The organism is Herbaspirillum sp. FG34, from assembly GCF_057809315.1.
On sequence record NZ_JBMDJS010000015.1, the window covers coordinates 117241 to 133784 of the forward strand.

The window sequence follows — 16544 nt, forward strand, 5'->3', positions numbered from 1 at the left end:
GTGCTCGCCAGGGCGCACTGTCATACGGCAGTCATCTGGCTGCGGCAGCAGCGCGATCACTTCACTTGTGCGCAGGCGGCAGCGTGGCCGCATTCATGCGACGCAGGATCAGGCTGGTACGCACCGCCAGGTAGCCGGAGCCGCGATTGCGGTCGTAATAGCGCGGACGCGGCAACATCACCGCCAGCCGCGCGGCCTGCTCCGGGCCGAGACTGGCGGCACTGATGTGATAGTAATGCTGGGCCGCCGCCTCGGCGCCGAAGACACCGTTGCCCCATTCCACCACGTTGAGGTAGATCTCGAAGATGCGCTGCTTGTCCAGCAGGAATTCCAGCATGTAGGTGATGATGAATTCCTGGCCCTTGCGCAGGTAGCTGCGCTCGCCCGAGAGGAACAGGTTCTTGGCCAGCTGCTGGGTGATGGTCGACCCACCGGCCACCACGCGGCCTTTCTTCTCATTCTTTTCGTAGGCCCGTTGCAGGGCGTCCCAGTCGATACCGTCATGCTCGGAGAAATTGGAGTCCTCGGAAGCGATGATGGCGCGCTTGAGATTGTTGGAGATGCGCGCGTAAGGCACCCAGCGCAATTGCAACTGGGCTTTCGGATCCTTCTCGCGCAGCAGCGACAATTGCTGGCGCATGAAACTGGTGGACTCGGGATTGTGATCCTTCCACCACCAGATCTGCACGAAGAAGTACATCTGCAGCAGCAATACCAGTGCAATGGGCAGGACGATGATCCAGAAGAGCAGCTTGCGTAGCGATTTCATGTGCCTGTTGTTGTTCTGTTGCCGTGTTGCGTCGATCCGGGAAATTGTGTCATGGCAGGGTCATGCAGAGCTGCAATCCAGCAGTCCTGTGGTCCTGCAGTCTTCTACAGGAGCAGAGGACTATCCTGCCCTCATTGCGACAACTGCTGGCGCAGGCTGGCAAACACCTCGGCGGTGGCCGGTCGCACGCCGCGCCAGAGCTGGAAGGCTTCGGCTGCCTGCTCGACCAGCATGCCCAGGCCATCGCGCACGCTGGCACCATGTTGCTGTGCGCTCTGCATGAATACCGTGGGCTGGCGACCATACATCATGTCGTAGGCCAGGGTCTCGCCACCATAGACCGACACCGGCAACGGCGGCAGGTCATCGGACAGGCTGGCCGAGGTGGCATTGATGATGACATCGAACACGCCCTCCAGTTCGGCATAGGCGGCACTGGTGATGGGCCCGTATTGGGCAAACTGCTGCGCCAGCTCGTCGGCCCTTGCTTGGGTGCGGTTGACGATCACCAGCTGCGCCGGTCGCTGCTGCAGCAGGGGCAGCAAGGCCCCGCGCGAGGCTCCCCCGGCGCCCAGCAAGAGCACACGACGCCCTGCCAGGGCCTGGCCGGCATTGACCATGATGTCGGTGACCAGGCCGGCACCATCGGTGTTGTCCCCGAGGATGCGTCCACCCTCGAACTTGAGGGTATTGACCGCCCCCGCCAGGCGCGCGCGCTCGGTCAATTGATCGGCCAGGGCATGTGCCTCCAGCTTGAAGGGTACGGTGACGTTGGCGCCGCGCCCGCCGCGCCGCCGGAACACCTGCACCGCCACCGTGAAACCGTGCAGCGGCGCCAGCAGGCGCTCGTAGTGCAGCGACTGGCCGGTCTGGGCAGCGAACTGCGCATGGATCTCGGGCGACTTGCTGTGGGCAATCGGATTGCCGATGACGACGTATTCATCCATGGTGATGGACCTGCTCCCTCGTTGTATGTTGTTCGCTCTTCTTGGCCGGCATGGGCGGGTATTGGAGACTGCGGCCCCGGTCGGCTGCGCCGCCGACGATATCAGCCGGCACCCAGCTGTGCCTGCACACCCTCGTCGCGGGTGAAACGGAAGGTCACGATGACTTCCCACACATCATCCTTGCCGTTGGTACGCATGTTGTCCGGAAAGCGGCCAAACGGTGCCGAACGCCGCACGATGGCCACTGCCGCCTGGTCCAGTGCGGCATTGCCGGAACTGGTGCGCACCAGTACGCCGCCATCGCGCTCGTAGATGCTGCCATCCTGGAAAACCGGGATCACCACCAGCAATTCACCGTAGAGCTTCTTGCCGTCGCGGGTCGGGAAGTTCAGGGTGCCGACCTTTTCTATCTTGTCCTGCAGGGCCTTGAAGTAGCGGGCATAGCCGACTTCACGGGTGCTGGGCGTGATCTGTGTCTTCTTCGGACGCTTGTTGTATTGCTCGATGTCCCTGGCCAGTTCCGCTTCCATGCGCGCCATGGCCCGGGCGGTCTCGGTCAGGTCGCGCGCCTCGGGCTGGGGCGCGGCCACCGGCTTGTGCTGCTCGGCGCTGGCCACGTGCTGCCTTGCCTCCCGCAACTGGGCCAGCATCTTGCGCTGCTCCTGTTCCAGTTCGGCCACCTTGCGCTGCGCGGCCTTGACGCTGTCACCGCTCTGCACGTGCTGCATGTCCGGCAGCGGCGACCTGGCACGGCCCTTCTCGGCATTGCCGCCGCCATCCAGATTGGCCTGCGCCAGCGCCTGGGCGTTGACCGGCTTCTTGTCATGCTTGGCGTTGACCAGGATGACTTCCAGTTCCGGGTCCGACGGTTTGAAGCGGAAGGCGTCGGGCGCGGCGAAGTGCACGGCCAGCAGCAGGCCATGCACCAGCAGCGAAATTCCGAGCGCCAGGCTCAGCAGACGGTGTTGGGCAAACAGATTCACAGCAGATGGGGAGCAACGACGATATTCACAGCGCCAATTCTACGCCAGCACCGCGTCATTGGGCCGCCTGGGCGGACGGGTTTTCGCCCGCGTCGGCCAGGTGATCGGGCTCATCCTCCTGCGCCGGATCGGGTTCGGCGGCAGCGTCTTCATCCTGCGCTTCGCCGCCCATGGCGGCCATGCCTTCGAGCAACTCCTCGTCGTCTTCGCCCAGATCGTTGTCCAGGGTCTGGGCGGCGGCGGTCGGCACTTCCAGCAGGCGCGCTTCCACGGTCAGGTCGACTTCATCCCAGCGCAGCAGGTCCAGCTTGACCTGCAGGCCGCGCGCCAGCTGCGGCAGGCCGGGCATGCGCAGCACCAGCGGAATCTCGACCAGGCGCAGGATTTCATCCTTCAACACCACCGCTTCCACGGTACGGGCATTTTCCTGGGCCAGCCAGCGCAGACACCAGTAGCGTTCCATGGTGGACTGGAAATCGGCATAACCGGAATACGCCGCATCGAAGCCCGAGACGATGGCGAACAGATCGGCATCACGCGGCTTGAAGGGCGCCACCAGCGGCGCGGTCACGCCATGTTCGATGCAGGCCAGGATCTGCCACTGGTTGACCAGGTCGGTATAGCGGCGCAGGGGCGATGTGCTCCACGCATATTGGTCCACACCCAGTCCCTGGTGAGGCGCAGCGTGCGTGACCATGCGCACCTGCATCTTGGCCGCCCAGCCGCCTGCCCCGCCGCCTTGCGCGCGGTAGATGCCGGGGACGCCATGATCGGCCATGAGCTTGCCCCAGGTGCTGTTGGCAAAGATCATCAGCTCGGCCACGATCTTGTCGAGCGGCGCGCCACGGCGGCGGCGCACGATGCTCACCACATCGTTCTCGACGTAGAAGTTGAAGTCGACGCGGTTGTTCTGTTCCGGACGCAGCCCAAAACTCTCGCGCTTGGCCATGCGCCCCTGTTCCAGCAGTTGCACCCACTGCCACAGCAGGGCGATCTCGTCCTTGTGCGGATACTCGCCGCGATTTTCGGCCAGGGCTTCCTCGGTGACCAGCTCGTCGAGGTCGTTGTGGCGCAGGTTGGCGGCGATCGGCACCCGCTCGGCGCGGGTCTCGGTGGCCAGCACTTCCCAGTTGGCCGCATCCAGCGTGGCGTACAGCGACAAGGCCGGACGGGCGGCGCCGGCATCGAGCGTATAGGCGGCCACCAGGTCGTCGGGCAGCATGGTGATCTTTTCGCCCGGCATGTAGACGGTGGACATGCGCGCGCGCGCAAGCGCATCGATGGCGTCGCCGCGCTTGATGGCCAGGCCGGGGGCGGCAATGTGGATGCCCACGCGCAGCTTGCCATCCGGCAGGCGGGTGACCGACAGCGCGTCATCGATTTCGGTAGTGGTCACGTCATCGATGGAGAAAGCCTGCACGTCAGCCAGTGGCAGATCGGTGGTAGCGGGGGGAATCTCGATGGCCGGAAAACCGGTGCCACGCGGGAAGAATTCGTAGAGGAAGCGCGCGTAATGCAGATCCTTGGGCGAGGCCACCCCACCGGCGGCCAGCATCAGGCGTTGCGGGGTGGTCTGCAATTCCTTGGCGGCGGCGTCCAGGGCCTTGAATTCGATGCCGTTCTTGTCCGGCTTGAAGAGCAGTTGCAGGGCGATGGGGCGGAAAGCTTCGGGTAGCTTGTGCGCCTTGAGTTCTTCCACATACACGGCTTGTGCGGCCAGTTGCTGCTTCTTCTTTTCCAGCCCGGCCAGCGCGGCCTGCAACGAGGCTTGCGGGGCGGCCTTGTAGCGGCCACGCCCCTTCTTGTAGAAATAGATCGGCGCGCGATGCAGGCACAGCAGCAAGCCGGCCGCTTCCGGCGGCAGCGGGGCATGACCAAAGTACTCGGCGGCCAGATCGGTGAAGCCGAACTCTTCTTCGCCGGCCACTTCCCAGAGGAAATCCAGGTCGACTTCCTCGGCGATGGCCTGGGCCTGCTGCATCAGCTCGGCCGGGGAAGGGGCAGCGAATTGCAGCAGTGCATCGCGCGACTTGACCTTGGCGCGCTTGCCGGAGGCCATCTCGACCTGGTAGGACTCGCCCTGCTGGGTCATGATGGAGCCGGCCTTGAAGTCGCCGGATTCTTCGAACAATAAATTCATCTGCTTCTATCGCTTTTCAATCGCTACGTGGGCCGGCCGAGGACGCATCAGCACTTCCAGGGCCGGCAGGAAAACATCGGTGACCATCAGTACGCCGCCGCGCCGGGTAAACAGGGAGCGGCGCGCGAGCAAGGTGGTCGGCAATTCGGTCTCGGGCAGGGCCTGCGCAATGCGACGCATCAGCGGATGGCCGGCGCACAGCCGAGCATACTGGATGGGACTGCGCCCGACCAGCGGATCAAAGAACAAGTTGGCGCCCAGCGGGGTGGTACCCAGCTTGCTGAAAAAAGGCCAGTCGGACTTGACCGAGCCGGTGGACAGGATCGTGTGCCCGAACACCAGCGGCTGCCCGTCACCCAGCAAGATCACATCGCGCTCCACCACGCGGCTGCGGGGCGATATGCACAAGGCTTCATGCTCATCGGCCAGGATGCGGCCCGGACGCTGACGCAGCAGGCGCACACTGAAGCTTTCTGTCCGTTTCCTGAGTTTCAGGGTCATGGAACCCGGGTCCGCCAACCAGGACCGGGTGCGCCGCATCAACTCGCCATCGGCGGCCAACAGCCCCGCCAATGCCTGCGGATGCGCCATCCAGCGCGCCTTGCGCACGGCATGCGGCATCAACGCACCGCCTTGCCGGACACATCCACACCGCAGAAGGCCAGCACCTCGTCGAGATGGTCAGCAAACTCGGCCATGCCGTGATCGCTGCCCTCGATGACGGTCTGGCGGGCACCGGGGTAATGGGCCACCATCTCGCGCCAGTCCAGCACTTCGTCGCCGGTGGCGGCCAGCAGGAAATATCGCTGGGGACGGGTGATCGCCGGTACGGCCAGGGCCAGCAGCTCGGCGATGTACTCGCGCTTGAATTCGAAGGGCTCGTCGGAGTGATATTGCGTGCTCACGCCGACATAGGATTCCAGGTCGCGCGGCGGCTTGACCGCCGGGTTGACCAGCACCGCCCGGCAGCCGGTGTGCTCGGCCAGCCAGGTGGCGTAATAGCCGCCCAGGGAAGAGCCGACCACGGTCAGCCGCGCCGGGTCCACGCCGGCCACCAGCGCGCCGGCCAGGGCGATGGCACCGGCCGGTGACGCCGGCAGTTGCGGGCAAACGTAGTGGTCCTGCAATCCCAGCGCGGCCATGCGCTGCCCCATCACACGCGCCTTGAAGGACTGCGGCGAGGAACGAAAGCCGTGCAGGTACAGGATCATGCCAGCGCGTCCAGCAGTTTCTGGTGCACACCGCCGAAGCCGCCATTGCTCATCACCAGCACGTGGTCACCCGGCTGCGCGGCGGCCTTGACGGCTTGCACCAGCGCATCCAGATCGTCGAAGGCAGAGGCTTTCTGCCCCAACGGCGCCAGCGCCTCGGCCAGATCCCAACCCAGCGCATCGCGCCCGGACCGGGCGCCGAAACCGAAGACCAGGTCAGCATCCACCAGGCTGCCCGGCAGGGCCTCTTTCATCGTGCCCAGCTTCATGGTGTTGGAACGCGGCTCCAGCACCGCCAGGATGCGGGCCGCGCCGACCTTCTTGCGCAGACCGGCCACGGTGGTGGCAATCGCGGTCGGATGATGGGCGAAATCGTCATACACGGCCACGCCGTTGGCGCTGCCGCGCAGCTCCATGCGCCGCTTGACATTCTGGAACGCGCCCAGGGCCGCGATGGCCTGGGCCGCCGGTACGCCCACGTGACGGGCAGCGGCGATGGCGGCGATGGCGTTCATGCGGTTATGTTCACCGGTCAGCGACCAGTCCACCGTGCCTTGTGACTGGCCTTCGAAGAAGACCTCGAAACGGCCATCGTCGTGGGTCTGCAGCGACCAGCCGGGCTGGCCTGCGGCCACGCCAAAATCTTCACGTTCGCTCCAGCAGCCGCGCGCCAGCACGCGCTGCAACGCGGCTTCACGGCCATTGACGATGACCCGGCCGATCCCGGGCACGGTACGTACCAGATGGTGGAATTGCGTCTCGATGGCGGCCAGATCGGGGAAGATGTCGGCGTGATCGTATTCCAGGTTGTTGAGCACGGCGGTGCGGCTGCGGTAGTGCACGAACTTGCTGCGCTTGTCGAAGAAGGCGGTGTCGTACTCGTCGGCCTCGATGACGAAGAAGGGTGAAGGTCCACCGTGACCATCGCTGCCCAGGCGTGCCGAGATGCCGAAGTTCATCGGCACCCCGCCGATCAGGAAGCCGGGCTGGTAACCCGCGTGCTCCAGCACCCAGGCCAGCATGGCCGAGGTAGTGGTCTTGCCATGCGTGCCAGCCACCGACAGGACCCATTTGTTCTGCAGGATGTTCTCGCCCATCCATTGTGGACCGGAGACGTAGGGCAGGCCGCGGTTGAGGATATCTTCCATCAGCGGGTTGCCGCGCGAGACGACATTGCCGATCACGAACAGGTCAGGCTGGATGTCCACCTGGGACGGCTCGAAACCCTGGGTCAGGGTGATGCCCTGGGCTTCCAGCTGGGTGCTCATCGGGGGATAGACGTTGGCGTCGCAGCCGGTCACGGTATGGCCAGCCTCTTTGGCCAGCACGGCCAGGCCGCCCATGAAGGTGCCGCAGATGCCGAGGATGTGTATATGCATAGCGAATCTTGGGGTGTAATCCCGCGATTTTACCTGAGGCGGCGGGTGCACCCGCTAACGAGTATGATGTCGGCCATGTCTGAATTCGAATTCACTTCCCCTACCGAGCAGCTGCGCGCCGAAATCGCCGCGGCCGCCGCCCGCATGATCGCCGAAGATGGTGCCGACTACGGCAGCGCCAAGCGCAAGGCCGCCAGACAGATCCTGGGCAACCAGAAGGTGCGCGGCGAGATCATGCCGGATAACGAACAGATCGAAGAAGAAGTGCGCATCTACAACGAACTCTTCTTTGCCGACACGCAACCGGCGCGCCTCTTGCACCTGCGCCAGGTGGCCCTGCAACTGATGCAGGACCTGCAACAGTTCAATCCTTATATTACCGGCGCGGTATGGAATGGCACGGCAGGTGAACATTCTGACATCCACTTGCAGCTGTTCTCCCCCAGTGCCAAGGATGTCGAGATCTTCCTGCTGAACAAGAATGTGAACTTCGAGGTCGGGGAGACCAGCCACTTCCGCACCGGCCAGGCCGTGGAGACCCTGAGCTTCCTGCTGCCCCAGCGCGGCGCCGACCCCGAACTGGCCCATCTGGCCCTGTATGACCAAGACGATCTGCGCGGCAGCCTCCGTGCGTCGCCCGGCAAACGCCCCGAGCGCGGTGATGCGGCTGCGCTGGCCGCGCTCATCGATGCACCCTCCGAGGACTGATTCATGACGAAGCTGAAAAATGTGATCCTGTTGGCCGTGGTTGCGGTCGTTTGCGTGGGCGTTGGCGTTTATGCCAGCCATCGCGCCAACCCGCCCGCCTCGCCCGAGACCCAGGCGCTCAACAAGCTGCTGTCGCAATCGATGCCGGATGCCAGCGGCCAGACCCAATCGCTGGCGCAATACAAGGGCAAGCCCCTGGTGGTCAACTTCTGGGCCACCTGGTGCGGCCCCTGCGTGGAAGAAATGCCGGAACTGACGGCCTTGCAGCAGGAGATCGCGCCGGTGCAAATCCTCGGAATTGGCGTCGATAGTCAGGAAAATATCGCCAAGTTTGCGCAAAAGTACCAAATCCGCTATCCTCTCTTCGTTGCCGGAACCGGCGCCACCGATTTGCTGCGGCAATTCGGCAATCAGGCGGGCGGTCTTCCGTTCACTGCTCTGGTGGGCAAGGACGGCAACGTCAAGAAGGTCTACCTGGGCCGCATCAAGTTCGATGAACTGCGCGCCGACCTGGCACAGCTCTGATCCTGGAGTCACCTGCGAGGCCACCTGGCCGCCGTGCCAAACGCAAATCCGTGAAAAGAAAGTTTTTCTTGCCAAATGATGGCATTTGACGGCAAAATGCGCGCATCGTCGTCAAACGGAGCTTAATCTCCATGGCAAAACAGCTACTCCTGCTCAATGGTCCGAACCTCAATCTGCTCGGAACCCGGGAGCCGGAAGTCTACGGATCGACCACGCTGGCCGATATCGAACAGCGTGCCCAAGAACAGGCCCGCGCCGCCGGGGCGCACCTGGCGAGCTTCCAGAGCAATCACGAAGGCGCCCTGATCGACCGCATCCACCAGGCGCGCCTGGAGGGGGTCGATGGCATCATCATCAACCCGGGCGGACTCACGCATACCAGCGTGGCCCTGCGCGATGCGCTGGCCGGCGTGGCCATTCCCTTCGTGGAACTGCATATCTCCAATGTGCACCAGCGCGAGGAGTTCCGGCATTTTTCCTACCTGTCCGGCATCGCCCGGGCAGTCCTGTGCGGCTTCGGGGTGGACGGTTATCGCATGGCCGTCGACTACTGGCTGCGTCAATCCTGACGGCGGGCTGCCCCCGCTTCGAACGGATCGCTTCACGTACTGCAAGACCCAGACTGAACCCGCCGGACGCGACAGAGCGCCGGCGCTTCGTTAACACTACTTATCTACATTCCGAGGGATTCAAATGGATTTACGAAAACTCAAGACGCTCATCGACCTGGTTGCTGAATCGGCCATCGAAGAGCTGGAAGTCACCGAAGGTGAAAGCAAGGTCCGCATCGTCAAGTCTTCCCCGAATGCCCAGAACCAGGTGGTGATGGTGCCGCAACAGCAGGCCTACGCGCCGGCCGCCGCCCCCGTGGCCGCTGCCGCGCCTGCTGCGGCCCCCGCTGCCGCACCGGCGGCCCCGGCCGTGCCGGAAGGCCATATCGTCAAGTCGCCCATGGTCGGCACCTTCTACCGTTCCTCGGCACCGGGCGCACCGGCTTTCGTCGAAGTGGGCAAGGAAGTCAAGGAAGGCGATACCCTGTGCATCATCGAAGCCATGAAGCTGCTCAACGAAATCGACGCCGACAAGGGTGGCGTGGTCAAGCAGATCCTGGTGGAAAACGGCCAGGCCGTCGAGTTCGGCCAACCGCTGTTCGTGCTGGGCTGATTCCCGCCACAGCAGTCCCTGGCCTGGCAGCAACGGCCGCCGCGCGGCACATGCCGGCTGCCGCGGCCCGGCTCCGGAACCTATAACGCTTGAACCTGGCGACGCCTCATTCCTGTTATGTTTGAAAAAATCCTCATCGCCAACCGTGGCGAAATTGCCCTGCGTATCCAGCGCGCCTGCCGCGAACTGGGCATCAAGACCGTGGTCGTGCACTCCGAGGCCGACCGCGAGGCCAAGTACGTGAAGCTGGCCGATGAGTCGGTCTGCATCGGCCCGGCCCCGTCCACACTGTCCTACCTGAACATGCCGGCCATCATCAGCGCCGCTGAAGTCACGGACGCCCAGGCGATCCACCCCGGCTACGGCTTCCTCTCGGAAAACGCCGATTTCGCCGAGCGCGTGGAACAGTCCGGCTTCGTCTTCATCGGTCCGCGCGCGGAAAACATCCGCATGATGGGCGACAAGGTCTCGGCCAAGCAGGCCATGATCCGTGCCGGCGTGCCCTGCGTGCCGGGTTCGGAAGGGGCACTGCCGGACAATCCCAAGGAAATCGTCCAGATCGCCCGCAAGATCGGCTATCCGGTCATCATCAAGGCTGCCGGCGGCGGCGGCGGTCGTGGCATGCGCGTGGTGCATACCGAAGCCGCGCTGATCAATGCCGTGACCATGACCAAGACCGAAGCCGGTGCCGCCTTCGGCAATCCGGAAGTCTATATGGAGAAGTATCTGGAAAATCCGCGCCACGTGGAAATCCAGATCCTGGCCGACGAGCACAAGCAAGCCATCTGGCTGGGCGAGCGCGACTGCTCCATGCAGCGCCGCCACCAGAAGGTGATCGAGGAGGCTCCGGCACCGGGCATCCCGCGCAAGATCATCGAGAAGATCGGCGAACGCTGCGCCGAAGCCTGCCGCAAGATGAACTATCGTGGCGCTGGTACCTTCGAGTTCCTGTATGAAAATGAAGAGTTCTACTTCATCGAGATGAACACCCGCGTGCAGGTGGAACACCCGGTGACCGAGATGATCACCGGTGTGGACATCGTGCAGGAACAGATCCGCATTGCCGCCGGCGAAAAACTGCGTTACCGCCAGCGCGAAATCGAACTGAAGGGGCATGCCATCGAGTGCCGCATCAACGCCGAGGATCCGTTCAAGTTCATCCCCTCGCCGGGCCGCATCACGGCGTGGCACGTGCCCGGTGGTCCTGGCATCCGCGTGGATTCGCATGCCTATTCAGGTTATTTCGTGCCGCCCAACTATGACTCCATGGTCGGCAAGGTGATCGCCTATGGCGCCACCCGCGAACAGGCCATCCGCCGCATGCAGATCGCGCTGTCGGAAATGGTGGTGGAAGGCATTTCGACCAACATCCCGCTGCACCGCGAACTGATGGTCGATGCGCGTTTCTTCGAAGGCGGAACCAATATCCATTATCTGGAACATAAGTTGTCGGAACGCCCGACGGCGCCGGAAGCGGACAAGTCCCTCAAGAAGTAAATCGCAGCACATCAGCAACAACGCAACGCAAGAGCAAAGGCAAAGGTAGAGGCAAGCATGGCTTGGGTAGAAATCGTCATCGAAGTGGCGCGCGAACAGGCGGAGGCATTGTCCGACGCCCTGATGGACTCTGGCGCCCTGTCGGTGTCGGTGGAAGATGCCGATGAAGGGACGGACGCCGAGCGTCCGCTCTTCGGCGAACCCGGCATGGAGCCGGAAACGGCCGCCTGGGATCGCAGCCGCGTGGTGGCCTTGGCCGGCAAGGATGCCGACCACGCCACCATCGTCATGGATGCGGCCAAGGCCATCGGCCTGGACTATGCCCTGCCCTTTGCCACCCGCAGCGTGGAAGAGCAGGACTGGGTGCGCCTGACGCAATCCCAGTTCGAGCCCATCCACATCGGCCAGCGTATCTGGGTCGTGCCCAGCTGGCACGAAGCCCCCGCCGATCCGGATGCCCTGGTGCTGGAACTGGATCCGGGCCTGGCCTTTGGCACCGGCAGCCATCCGACCACGCGGCTTTGCATGGAGTGGCTGGAAGCCAATGCCACGCAAGCCCGCACCCTGCTGGACTACGGCTGCGGCTCGGGCATCCTGGCGCTGGTCGCCGCCAAGATCGGCGTACCCCAGGTGATCGGGGTGGACATCGATCCGCAGGCGCTGGAGTCGGCCCAGCACAATACCGCCCGCAATCATTGCAGCGCCGCTTATTACCTGCCCGAACCCTTCGCCGAAGCCCATCCGGAAGGGGAACGCTTCGACGTGGTGGTGGCCAACATCCTGGCCGGTCCCCTGCAACTGATGGCGCCGATGCTGGCTGGCCGCGTGCGCGCCGGTGGCTCGCTGGTGCTGTCGGGCGTGCTGGATCGCCAGGCGCAGGAAGTCATCGCCACCTATGCTCCCTACATCGCCCTGACCGTGTGGGCTGAACATGAAGGCTGGGTGGCCCTGGCGGGCCGCCTGCCGGAGTAATCCATGGCGCTGGCGACCCAGTGTCCGCACTGCCTGACCATCTTCAGGGTCGCCAGCGACCAGCTCAAACTGCGCGGCGGACTGGTCCGCTGCGGCAACTGCCGCCAGGTCTTCAACGGTAACGAATTCCTGGTCGAGGCCAGCGTGGCCGACGGTCATTACCAGCCGGCGCCGGGCAGCAAGGCCCAGGCCGGCATGAGCACGCCGCCCCCATCGCCCCCCGCACCGGCGGCAGCCCCCAGTGGCCCCGCCAACAGCCCCTATGAACAATCTGGCGCGCCGCTTGCCGCGCAGCCGGTTCCTGTCGCGCCCGCCGCGCAGACGTCCGTTCCAGAGGTGAACGTTCCTGCTGCACAGCCCACTGCGCCCGTCGCTCCCTTGGCGGCCGCGCCTGCGGCCATCCCGGTCATCGCCGAGCCCAAGGTCTTCCGCTCGCCCGCCAGCCCTGGCTACCTTCCCGACCTGGGAGCAAGCTTCAAGCCTGCCGCGCCGGCCGCAGAGATCCCCGCGGATGACCAGACCGCCCGCCCGACGACACCGCCCGAGCCAGCCCCGGACAGCGGCGCCCTGCTGCGCCGCTCGTCTGCCGACGCCGAAGAGATTGTCGCGCCGCCCGAGGTGGCCGCCGTCTTCCGCATCGATGATGAACCCGTGTTGCACGAGGTGGCGCAGTCCGAGGAGGCATTCTCCGCCCTTGACGAACCGTCAGGGCAGGAACAGGACGACGCGCAAGACCACGAGCCCGCCGCCGAGCCCGGCTTCGTCAGGCGCGCTGAGCGCCGCGCGCGCATCAGCCAGGTCATGAAGATGGTGATGATGGTGCTGGCCGGCGTGATGGTGCCGGTGCTGCTGCTGCAATCGCTTTATTACTGGCGCAATCCGCTGGCCGCAGCGGTGCCGCAACTGCGCCCCATGCTCAACGGCATGTGCGTGGCCTTGCATTGCACCGTCGGCCTGCCCACCGAGATCGACCGGCTCTCGCTGGAATCCAACGAACTGCAGGTGGTGCCGCCCAACCAGAACGTGTATGCGCTCTCGCTGGTGATGCGCAATCGCGGCATCAGCGCCCAGGCCTGGCCGCATATCGAGCTCACGCTCAACAATGACGACGAAAAGGCCGTGGTGCGCCGCGTCTTCCGTCCGCGTGACTATCTGGCCGACCCGAGCCAGGCCGACAGCGGCATCGGCCCCGAGAGCGAACAGCAGATCAGGATCAACTTCGAGCTCAAGGAAGCGCTGGTCTCGGGCTATCGCATCTATCTCTTCTATCCCTGATCGTCACCGCCCTGCCTGAACACGAAACGACTTGCGTCAGGTTCGGACTGCACGCCGCTTTTCTTCTACAATGCGGCATCATTCACTCACAAGTCCCGACCACCCCATGAGCTCCCTGATCTGCGGTTCCCTCGCTTACGACAACATCATGCAGTACGAGGGCCGCTTCGCCGAAGCCCTGCTGGCCGACCAGTTGCACAAGGTCAACGTCTCTTTCCTGGTGCCGACCATGCGCCGCGAATTCGGCGGCTGTGCCGGCAACATCGCCTACAACCTCAAGCTGCTGGGCGGTGAGCCCATCGTGATGGCCACTGTTGGCCTGGACAGCGCGCCCTACATGGAGCGCTTTGCGGCGCTGGGCATCTCCACGCAATGCGTGCGCCAGATCGAGTCTTCCTTCACGGCCCAGTGCTTCATCACCACCGATGCCGACAGCAACCAGATCACCGCCTTCCACCCCGGCGCCATGACCTGGTCGCACGAGAACAAGGTGGCCGATGCCGGCCCGGTCAAGTTCGCCATCGTCGCCCCGGATGGCCGCGACGGCATGCTGCAGCATGCCCAGCAGGCCGCCGAGCTGAACATCCCGCTGATCTTCGATCCGGGCCAGGGCATGCCGATGTTCGATGGCAACGACCTCAAGAACTTCATCGACCTGGCCACCCACGTGGCCGTCAACGATTACGAAGCCGAGCTGCTGACTGCGCGCACCGGACTGTCGCTGGCACAGATCGCCGAGCGCGTCACGGCCCTGGTGGTCACGCGCGGTGAACTGGGTGCGGACATCTTCGTGGACGGCAAGCAATATGCCATCCCCTGCGTACCGGCCGACCGGATCGCCGATCCGACCGGTTGCGGCGATGCCTTCCGCGCCGGCATGCTGTTCGGCCTGACCGAAGGCTACGACTGGGAAACCACGGGACGCCTGGCCAGCCTGATGGGCTCCATCAAGATCGCTTCGCAGGGACCGCAGAACCACGCACCGTCCAGGGCCGAGATCGAGGAGCGCTTCCACCAGGCCTTCGGTTATCGTTTCGGCTGATGTGCCTGCCTGCCGGCACGACACTGCGTGAGGCCGGCAGCATGACCCACCAAGGAGATCGACCATGCTGAGCCCTTCCTCGTTTGCCATGACCGCCGGTGCTGCCGCACGCCTGCGCCGCTGGTGCGGTGCCTCCCTGCTGGTGGGGGCGGCCCTGTGTTCGCAGGCCGCGCTGGCGGCACTCAAACCCGGGGACAAGGCGCCCGAGTTCTCGGCCCCGAGTTCACTGGGCGGACAGGTCTCGACCTTCACGCTCTCGGAGGCGCTCAAGAAAGGTCCGGTGGTGCTGTACTTCTACCCGGCCGCCTTCACCTCCGGCTGCACCATCGAAGCCCATCTCTTCGCCGAGGCCGTGGACCGCTACAAGGCTCTGGGGGCAACCGTCATCGGCGTGTCGGGCGACAATATCGAGACCCTCAACAAGTTCTCCGTCAGTGAATGCCGCAGCAAGTTCGCCGTGGCTGCCGATGTCGACAAGAAGATCATGAAGGCTTATGACGCCCAGTTCCTCAAGGTGACCGGCTATGCCAGCCGCACCTCCTACGTCATCACGCCGGACCACGCGATCCTCTACGAGTACACCGACATGAATCCGGAGAAGCATGTGGAGAACACCATGCAGGCGCTGGAGCAATGGTCGGCCAGGCAGAAGCGCTGACCGCAGAAGAGCAGGCAGACAGCAAAAGAGCCGGACGATGTCCGGCTCTTTTTGCGTGTGGGGAGAAGCCCCGGCAGTGCGCTCAGAACATCCCGAAGAGCAGGCCGCTGACCACCCGCACCGCGATCTGCAACAGGATCAGCAGCACCAGGGGGGACAGATCGACGCCTCCGAGCGGCGGGATGATTCGGCGCAGCGGACGCAGCAGGGGATCGTTCAGGGCGCCCACGAAGGGCGCCAGCGGCGCGTGCGGGTTGACCCAGCTGAAGACGGCCTCGATGATCAGCGTGGCCATGAAGCCATAGCAGATCCATTCAAAGAAACGCTCCAGCGCTACCAGGAAGATGAGTTTGAAGTCGAAGCCCGACTGCAGGCCCAGGATGGCGATGATGGACAGCAGCACGATGAGGAAGGCCCCCACCAGGCTGGCCCAGTCGTAGCCGCCGCCCGGCATCACCCGTCGCAGCGGACGCACCAGCCAGTCCGAGAGCTGGTAGACGAACTGTCCCACCGGTTGCGGCGGACGCACGCGCACCACCTGCATCCAGAAACGCAGCAGCATGACACCGGCCAGGATGCTGGCGACGGCGTTGACGATCATCGTGAAAATACTAAGCAGCACAGGGATCTCCATCAGTGAGAGGCAGGGCACATACTAGAGGGCAAGCAGCGGCGGCGCAATCGCCAGCGGCATCTTGCATCACGCGCTGCCGTAGTGCGCAGACAAACCGGGGCGCCGCGTGCGAGCATACCCGAGCTTTCATATATTGTGCCATTGCGACGAATTGCCAGAGCAATCCAGCGCATCAAATTGCCATCACCGGCGCAGAGTGAGCGCCGTGGCAGCGGATCAGCCGGGCATAAAAAAACCGCTGCATGGCGCAATGCCATACAGCGGCCTTCAGTCTGAGGGGATCAGACTAGACGCGCGCCGATCTTACGGACGGCCAGCGCCGGTCGGGAACGGCCATGCAGCGGCCGGGTTCAGCACGGTCTTGGCGGCCGGTGCTGCGGCTGCCGGCTTGGCGGCTGCCTTCTTCGGAGCGGCGGCCTTCTTGGCGGCTGCCTTCGGTGCTGCAGCTGCCTTGGGCGCTGCGGCCTTCGGAGCGGCTACCTTCTTGGCGGCTGCCTTGGGAGCGGCCTTCGGTGCTGCAACCTTCTTTGCGGCGGCTGCCTTCGGTGCTGCAACCTTCTTGGCGGCTGCCTTCGGCGCTGCAACCTTCTTGGCTGCTGCCTTCGGTGCTGCAACCTTCTTGGCTGCTGCCTTCGGTGCT

18 protein-coding genes are annotated in these 16544 nt (G+C 64.3%); 9 read left to right on the forward strand and 9 right to left on the reverse strand.

The genetic code is table 11. The features are described from left to right. Window positions 1-61: 61 nt before the first annotated feature. The 7 genes from mtgA to mpl form a co-directional block, all read right to left on the reverse strand. Window positions 62-769, reverse strand: coding sequence for a monofunctional biosynthetic peptidoglycan transglycosylase (gene mtgA / locus ACODSZ_RS18145; protein WP_008334693.1), 708 nt, complete (start codon window positions 767-769; stop codon window positions 62-64). Between the two features lie 131 nt (window positions 770-900). Continuing rightward, a complete protein-coding gene (aroE, locus tag ACODSZ_RS18150; RefSeq protein WP_488928207.1) occupies window positions 901-1716 on the reverse strand; it encodes a shikimate dehydrogenase in 816 nt (271 codons plus the stop codon). A gap of 101 nt (window positions 1717-1817) precedes the next feature. After that, on the reverse strand, window positions 1818-2699 hold the full coding sequence (tolA, locus tag ACODSZ_RS18155) for a cell envelope integrity protein TolA (protein ID WP_008334683.1): 882 nt from the start codon (window positions 2697-2699) through the stop codon (window positions 1818-1820). 55 nt (window positions 2700-2754) lie between these two features. After that, window positions 2755-4839, reverse strand: coding sequence for an RNB domain-containing ribonuclease (locus ACODSZ_RS18160; protein ID WP_175342888.1), 2085 nt, complete (start codon window positions 4837-4839; stop codon window positions 2755-2757). Window positions 4840-4845: 6 nt separating this feature from the next. Next, on the reverse strand, window positions 4846-5460 hold the full coding sequence (locus tag ACODSZ_RS18165) for a chorismate--pyruvate lyase family protein (protein WP_175342889.1): 615 nt from the start codon (window positions 5458-5460) through the stop codon (window positions 4846-4848). Then, window positions 5460-6050: a YqiA/YcfP family alpha/beta fold hydrolase gene (locus tag ACODSZ_RS18170; RefSeq protein ID WP_175342890.1), complete on the reverse strand. Its 591-nt coding sequence runs from the start codon at window positions 6048-6050 to the stop codon at window positions 5460-5462. Before ACODSZ_RS18170 ends, ACODSZ_RS18165 begins: the two co-directional genes overlap by 1 nt. Next, window positions 6047-7429 carry a UDP-N-acetylmuramate:L-alanyl-gamma-D-glutamyl-meso-diaminopimelate ligase gene (gene mpl / locus ACODSZ_RS18175; RefSeq protein WP_488928208.1) on the reverse strand — a complete coding sequence of 461 codons (1383 nt, stop codon included), beginning with the start codon at window positions 7427-7429 and terminating at the stop codon, window positions 6047-6049. Before mpl ends, ACODSZ_RS18170 begins: the two co-directional genes overlap by 4 nt. Window positions 7430-7495: 66 nt before the next feature. Here mpl and ACODSZ_RS18180 point away from each other — a divergent pair, with 66 nt between their 5' ends. The 9 genes from ACODSZ_RS18180 to ACODSZ_RS18220 all read left to right on the forward strand — a co-directional run bounded on the left by ACODSZ_RS18180 (window position 7496) and on the right by ACODSZ_RS18220 (window position 15270). Next, complete coding sequence (locus ACODSZ_RS18180; protein WP_488928209.1) at window positions 7496-8137, forward strand: hypothetical protein; 642 nt, start codon at window positions 7496-7498, stop codon at window positions 8135-8137. A 3-nt stretch (window positions 8138-8140) separates the two neighbouring features. Then, entirely contained in the window at window positions 8141-8662 is a 522-nt protein-coding gene (locus ACODSZ_RS18185) for a TlpA family protein disulfide reductase (RefSeq protein WP_488928210.1), read from the forward strand. A 131-nt stretch (window positions 8663-8793) separates the two neighbouring features. Continuing rightward, window positions 8794-9231, forward strand: a complete 438-nt coding sequence (gene aroQ / locus ACODSZ_RS18190) for a type II 3-dehydroquinate dehydratase (protein ID WP_008334673.1) — start codon at window positions 8794-8796, stop codon at window positions 9229-9231. A 124-nt stretch (window positions 9232-9355) separates the two neighbouring features. After that, window positions 9356-9826, forward strand: a complete 471-nt coding sequence (gene accB, locus ACODSZ_RS18195) for an acetyl-CoA carboxylase biotin carboxyl carrier protein (RefSeq protein ID WP_008334672.1) — start codon at window positions 9356-9358, stop codon at window positions 9824-9826. Between the two features lie 117 nt (window positions 9827-9943). Continuing rightward, window positions 9944-11323 (forward strand): acetyl-CoA carboxylase biotin carboxylase subunit, encoded by a 1380-nt coding sequence (gene accC / locus ACODSZ_RS18200; RefSeq protein WP_008334670.1) that lies wholly within the window; start codon window positions 9944-9946, stop codon window positions 11321-11323. Window positions 11324-11380: 57 nt separating this feature from the next. After that, the gene (gene prmA / locus ACODSZ_RS18205) at window positions 11381-12295 is read left to right on the forward strand and encodes a 50S ribosomal protein L11 methyltransferase (protein ID WP_008334669.1); all 915 of its coding nucleotides are present in this window, start codon (window positions 11381-11383) and stop codon (window positions 12293-12295) included. Window positions 12296-12298: 3 nt separating this feature from the next. Further along, window positions 12299-13570 (forward strand): DUF3426 domain-containing protein, encoded by a 1272-nt coding sequence (locus ACODSZ_RS18210; RefSeq protein WP_488928211.1) that lies wholly within the window; start codon window positions 12299-12301, stop codon window positions 13568-13570. 106 nt (window positions 13571-13676) lie between these two features. Further along, window positions 13677-14612 carry a carbohydrate kinase family protein gene (locus ACODSZ_RS18215; RefSeq protein ID WP_008334666.1) on the forward strand — a complete coding sequence of 312 codons (936 nt, stop codon included), beginning with the start codon at window positions 13677-13679 and terminating at the stop codon, window positions 14610-14612. 64 nt (window positions 14613-14676) lie between these two features. Beyond that, a complete protein-coding gene (locus tag ACODSZ_RS18220; RefSeq protein WP_008334665.1) occupies window positions 14677-15270 on the forward strand; it encodes a peroxiredoxin in 594 nt (197 codons plus the stop codon). Between the two features lie 82 nt (window positions 15271-15352). On the opposite strand, the gene ACODSZ_RS18225 is transcribed toward ACODSZ_RS18220, so the two are convergent. Then, a complete protein-coding gene (locus ACODSZ_RS18225) occupies window positions 15353-15892 on the reverse strand; it encodes a YggT family protein (RefSeq protein WP_034351619.1) in 540 nt (179 codons plus the stop codon). A gap of 315 nt (window positions 15893-16207) precedes the next feature. Continuing rightward, window positions 16208-16544, reverse strand: a 337-nt coding sequence (locus tag ACODSZ_RS18230) for a histone H1-like repetitive region-containing protein (protein WP_488928212.1), incomplete at its 5' end; no start/stop codon positions are given.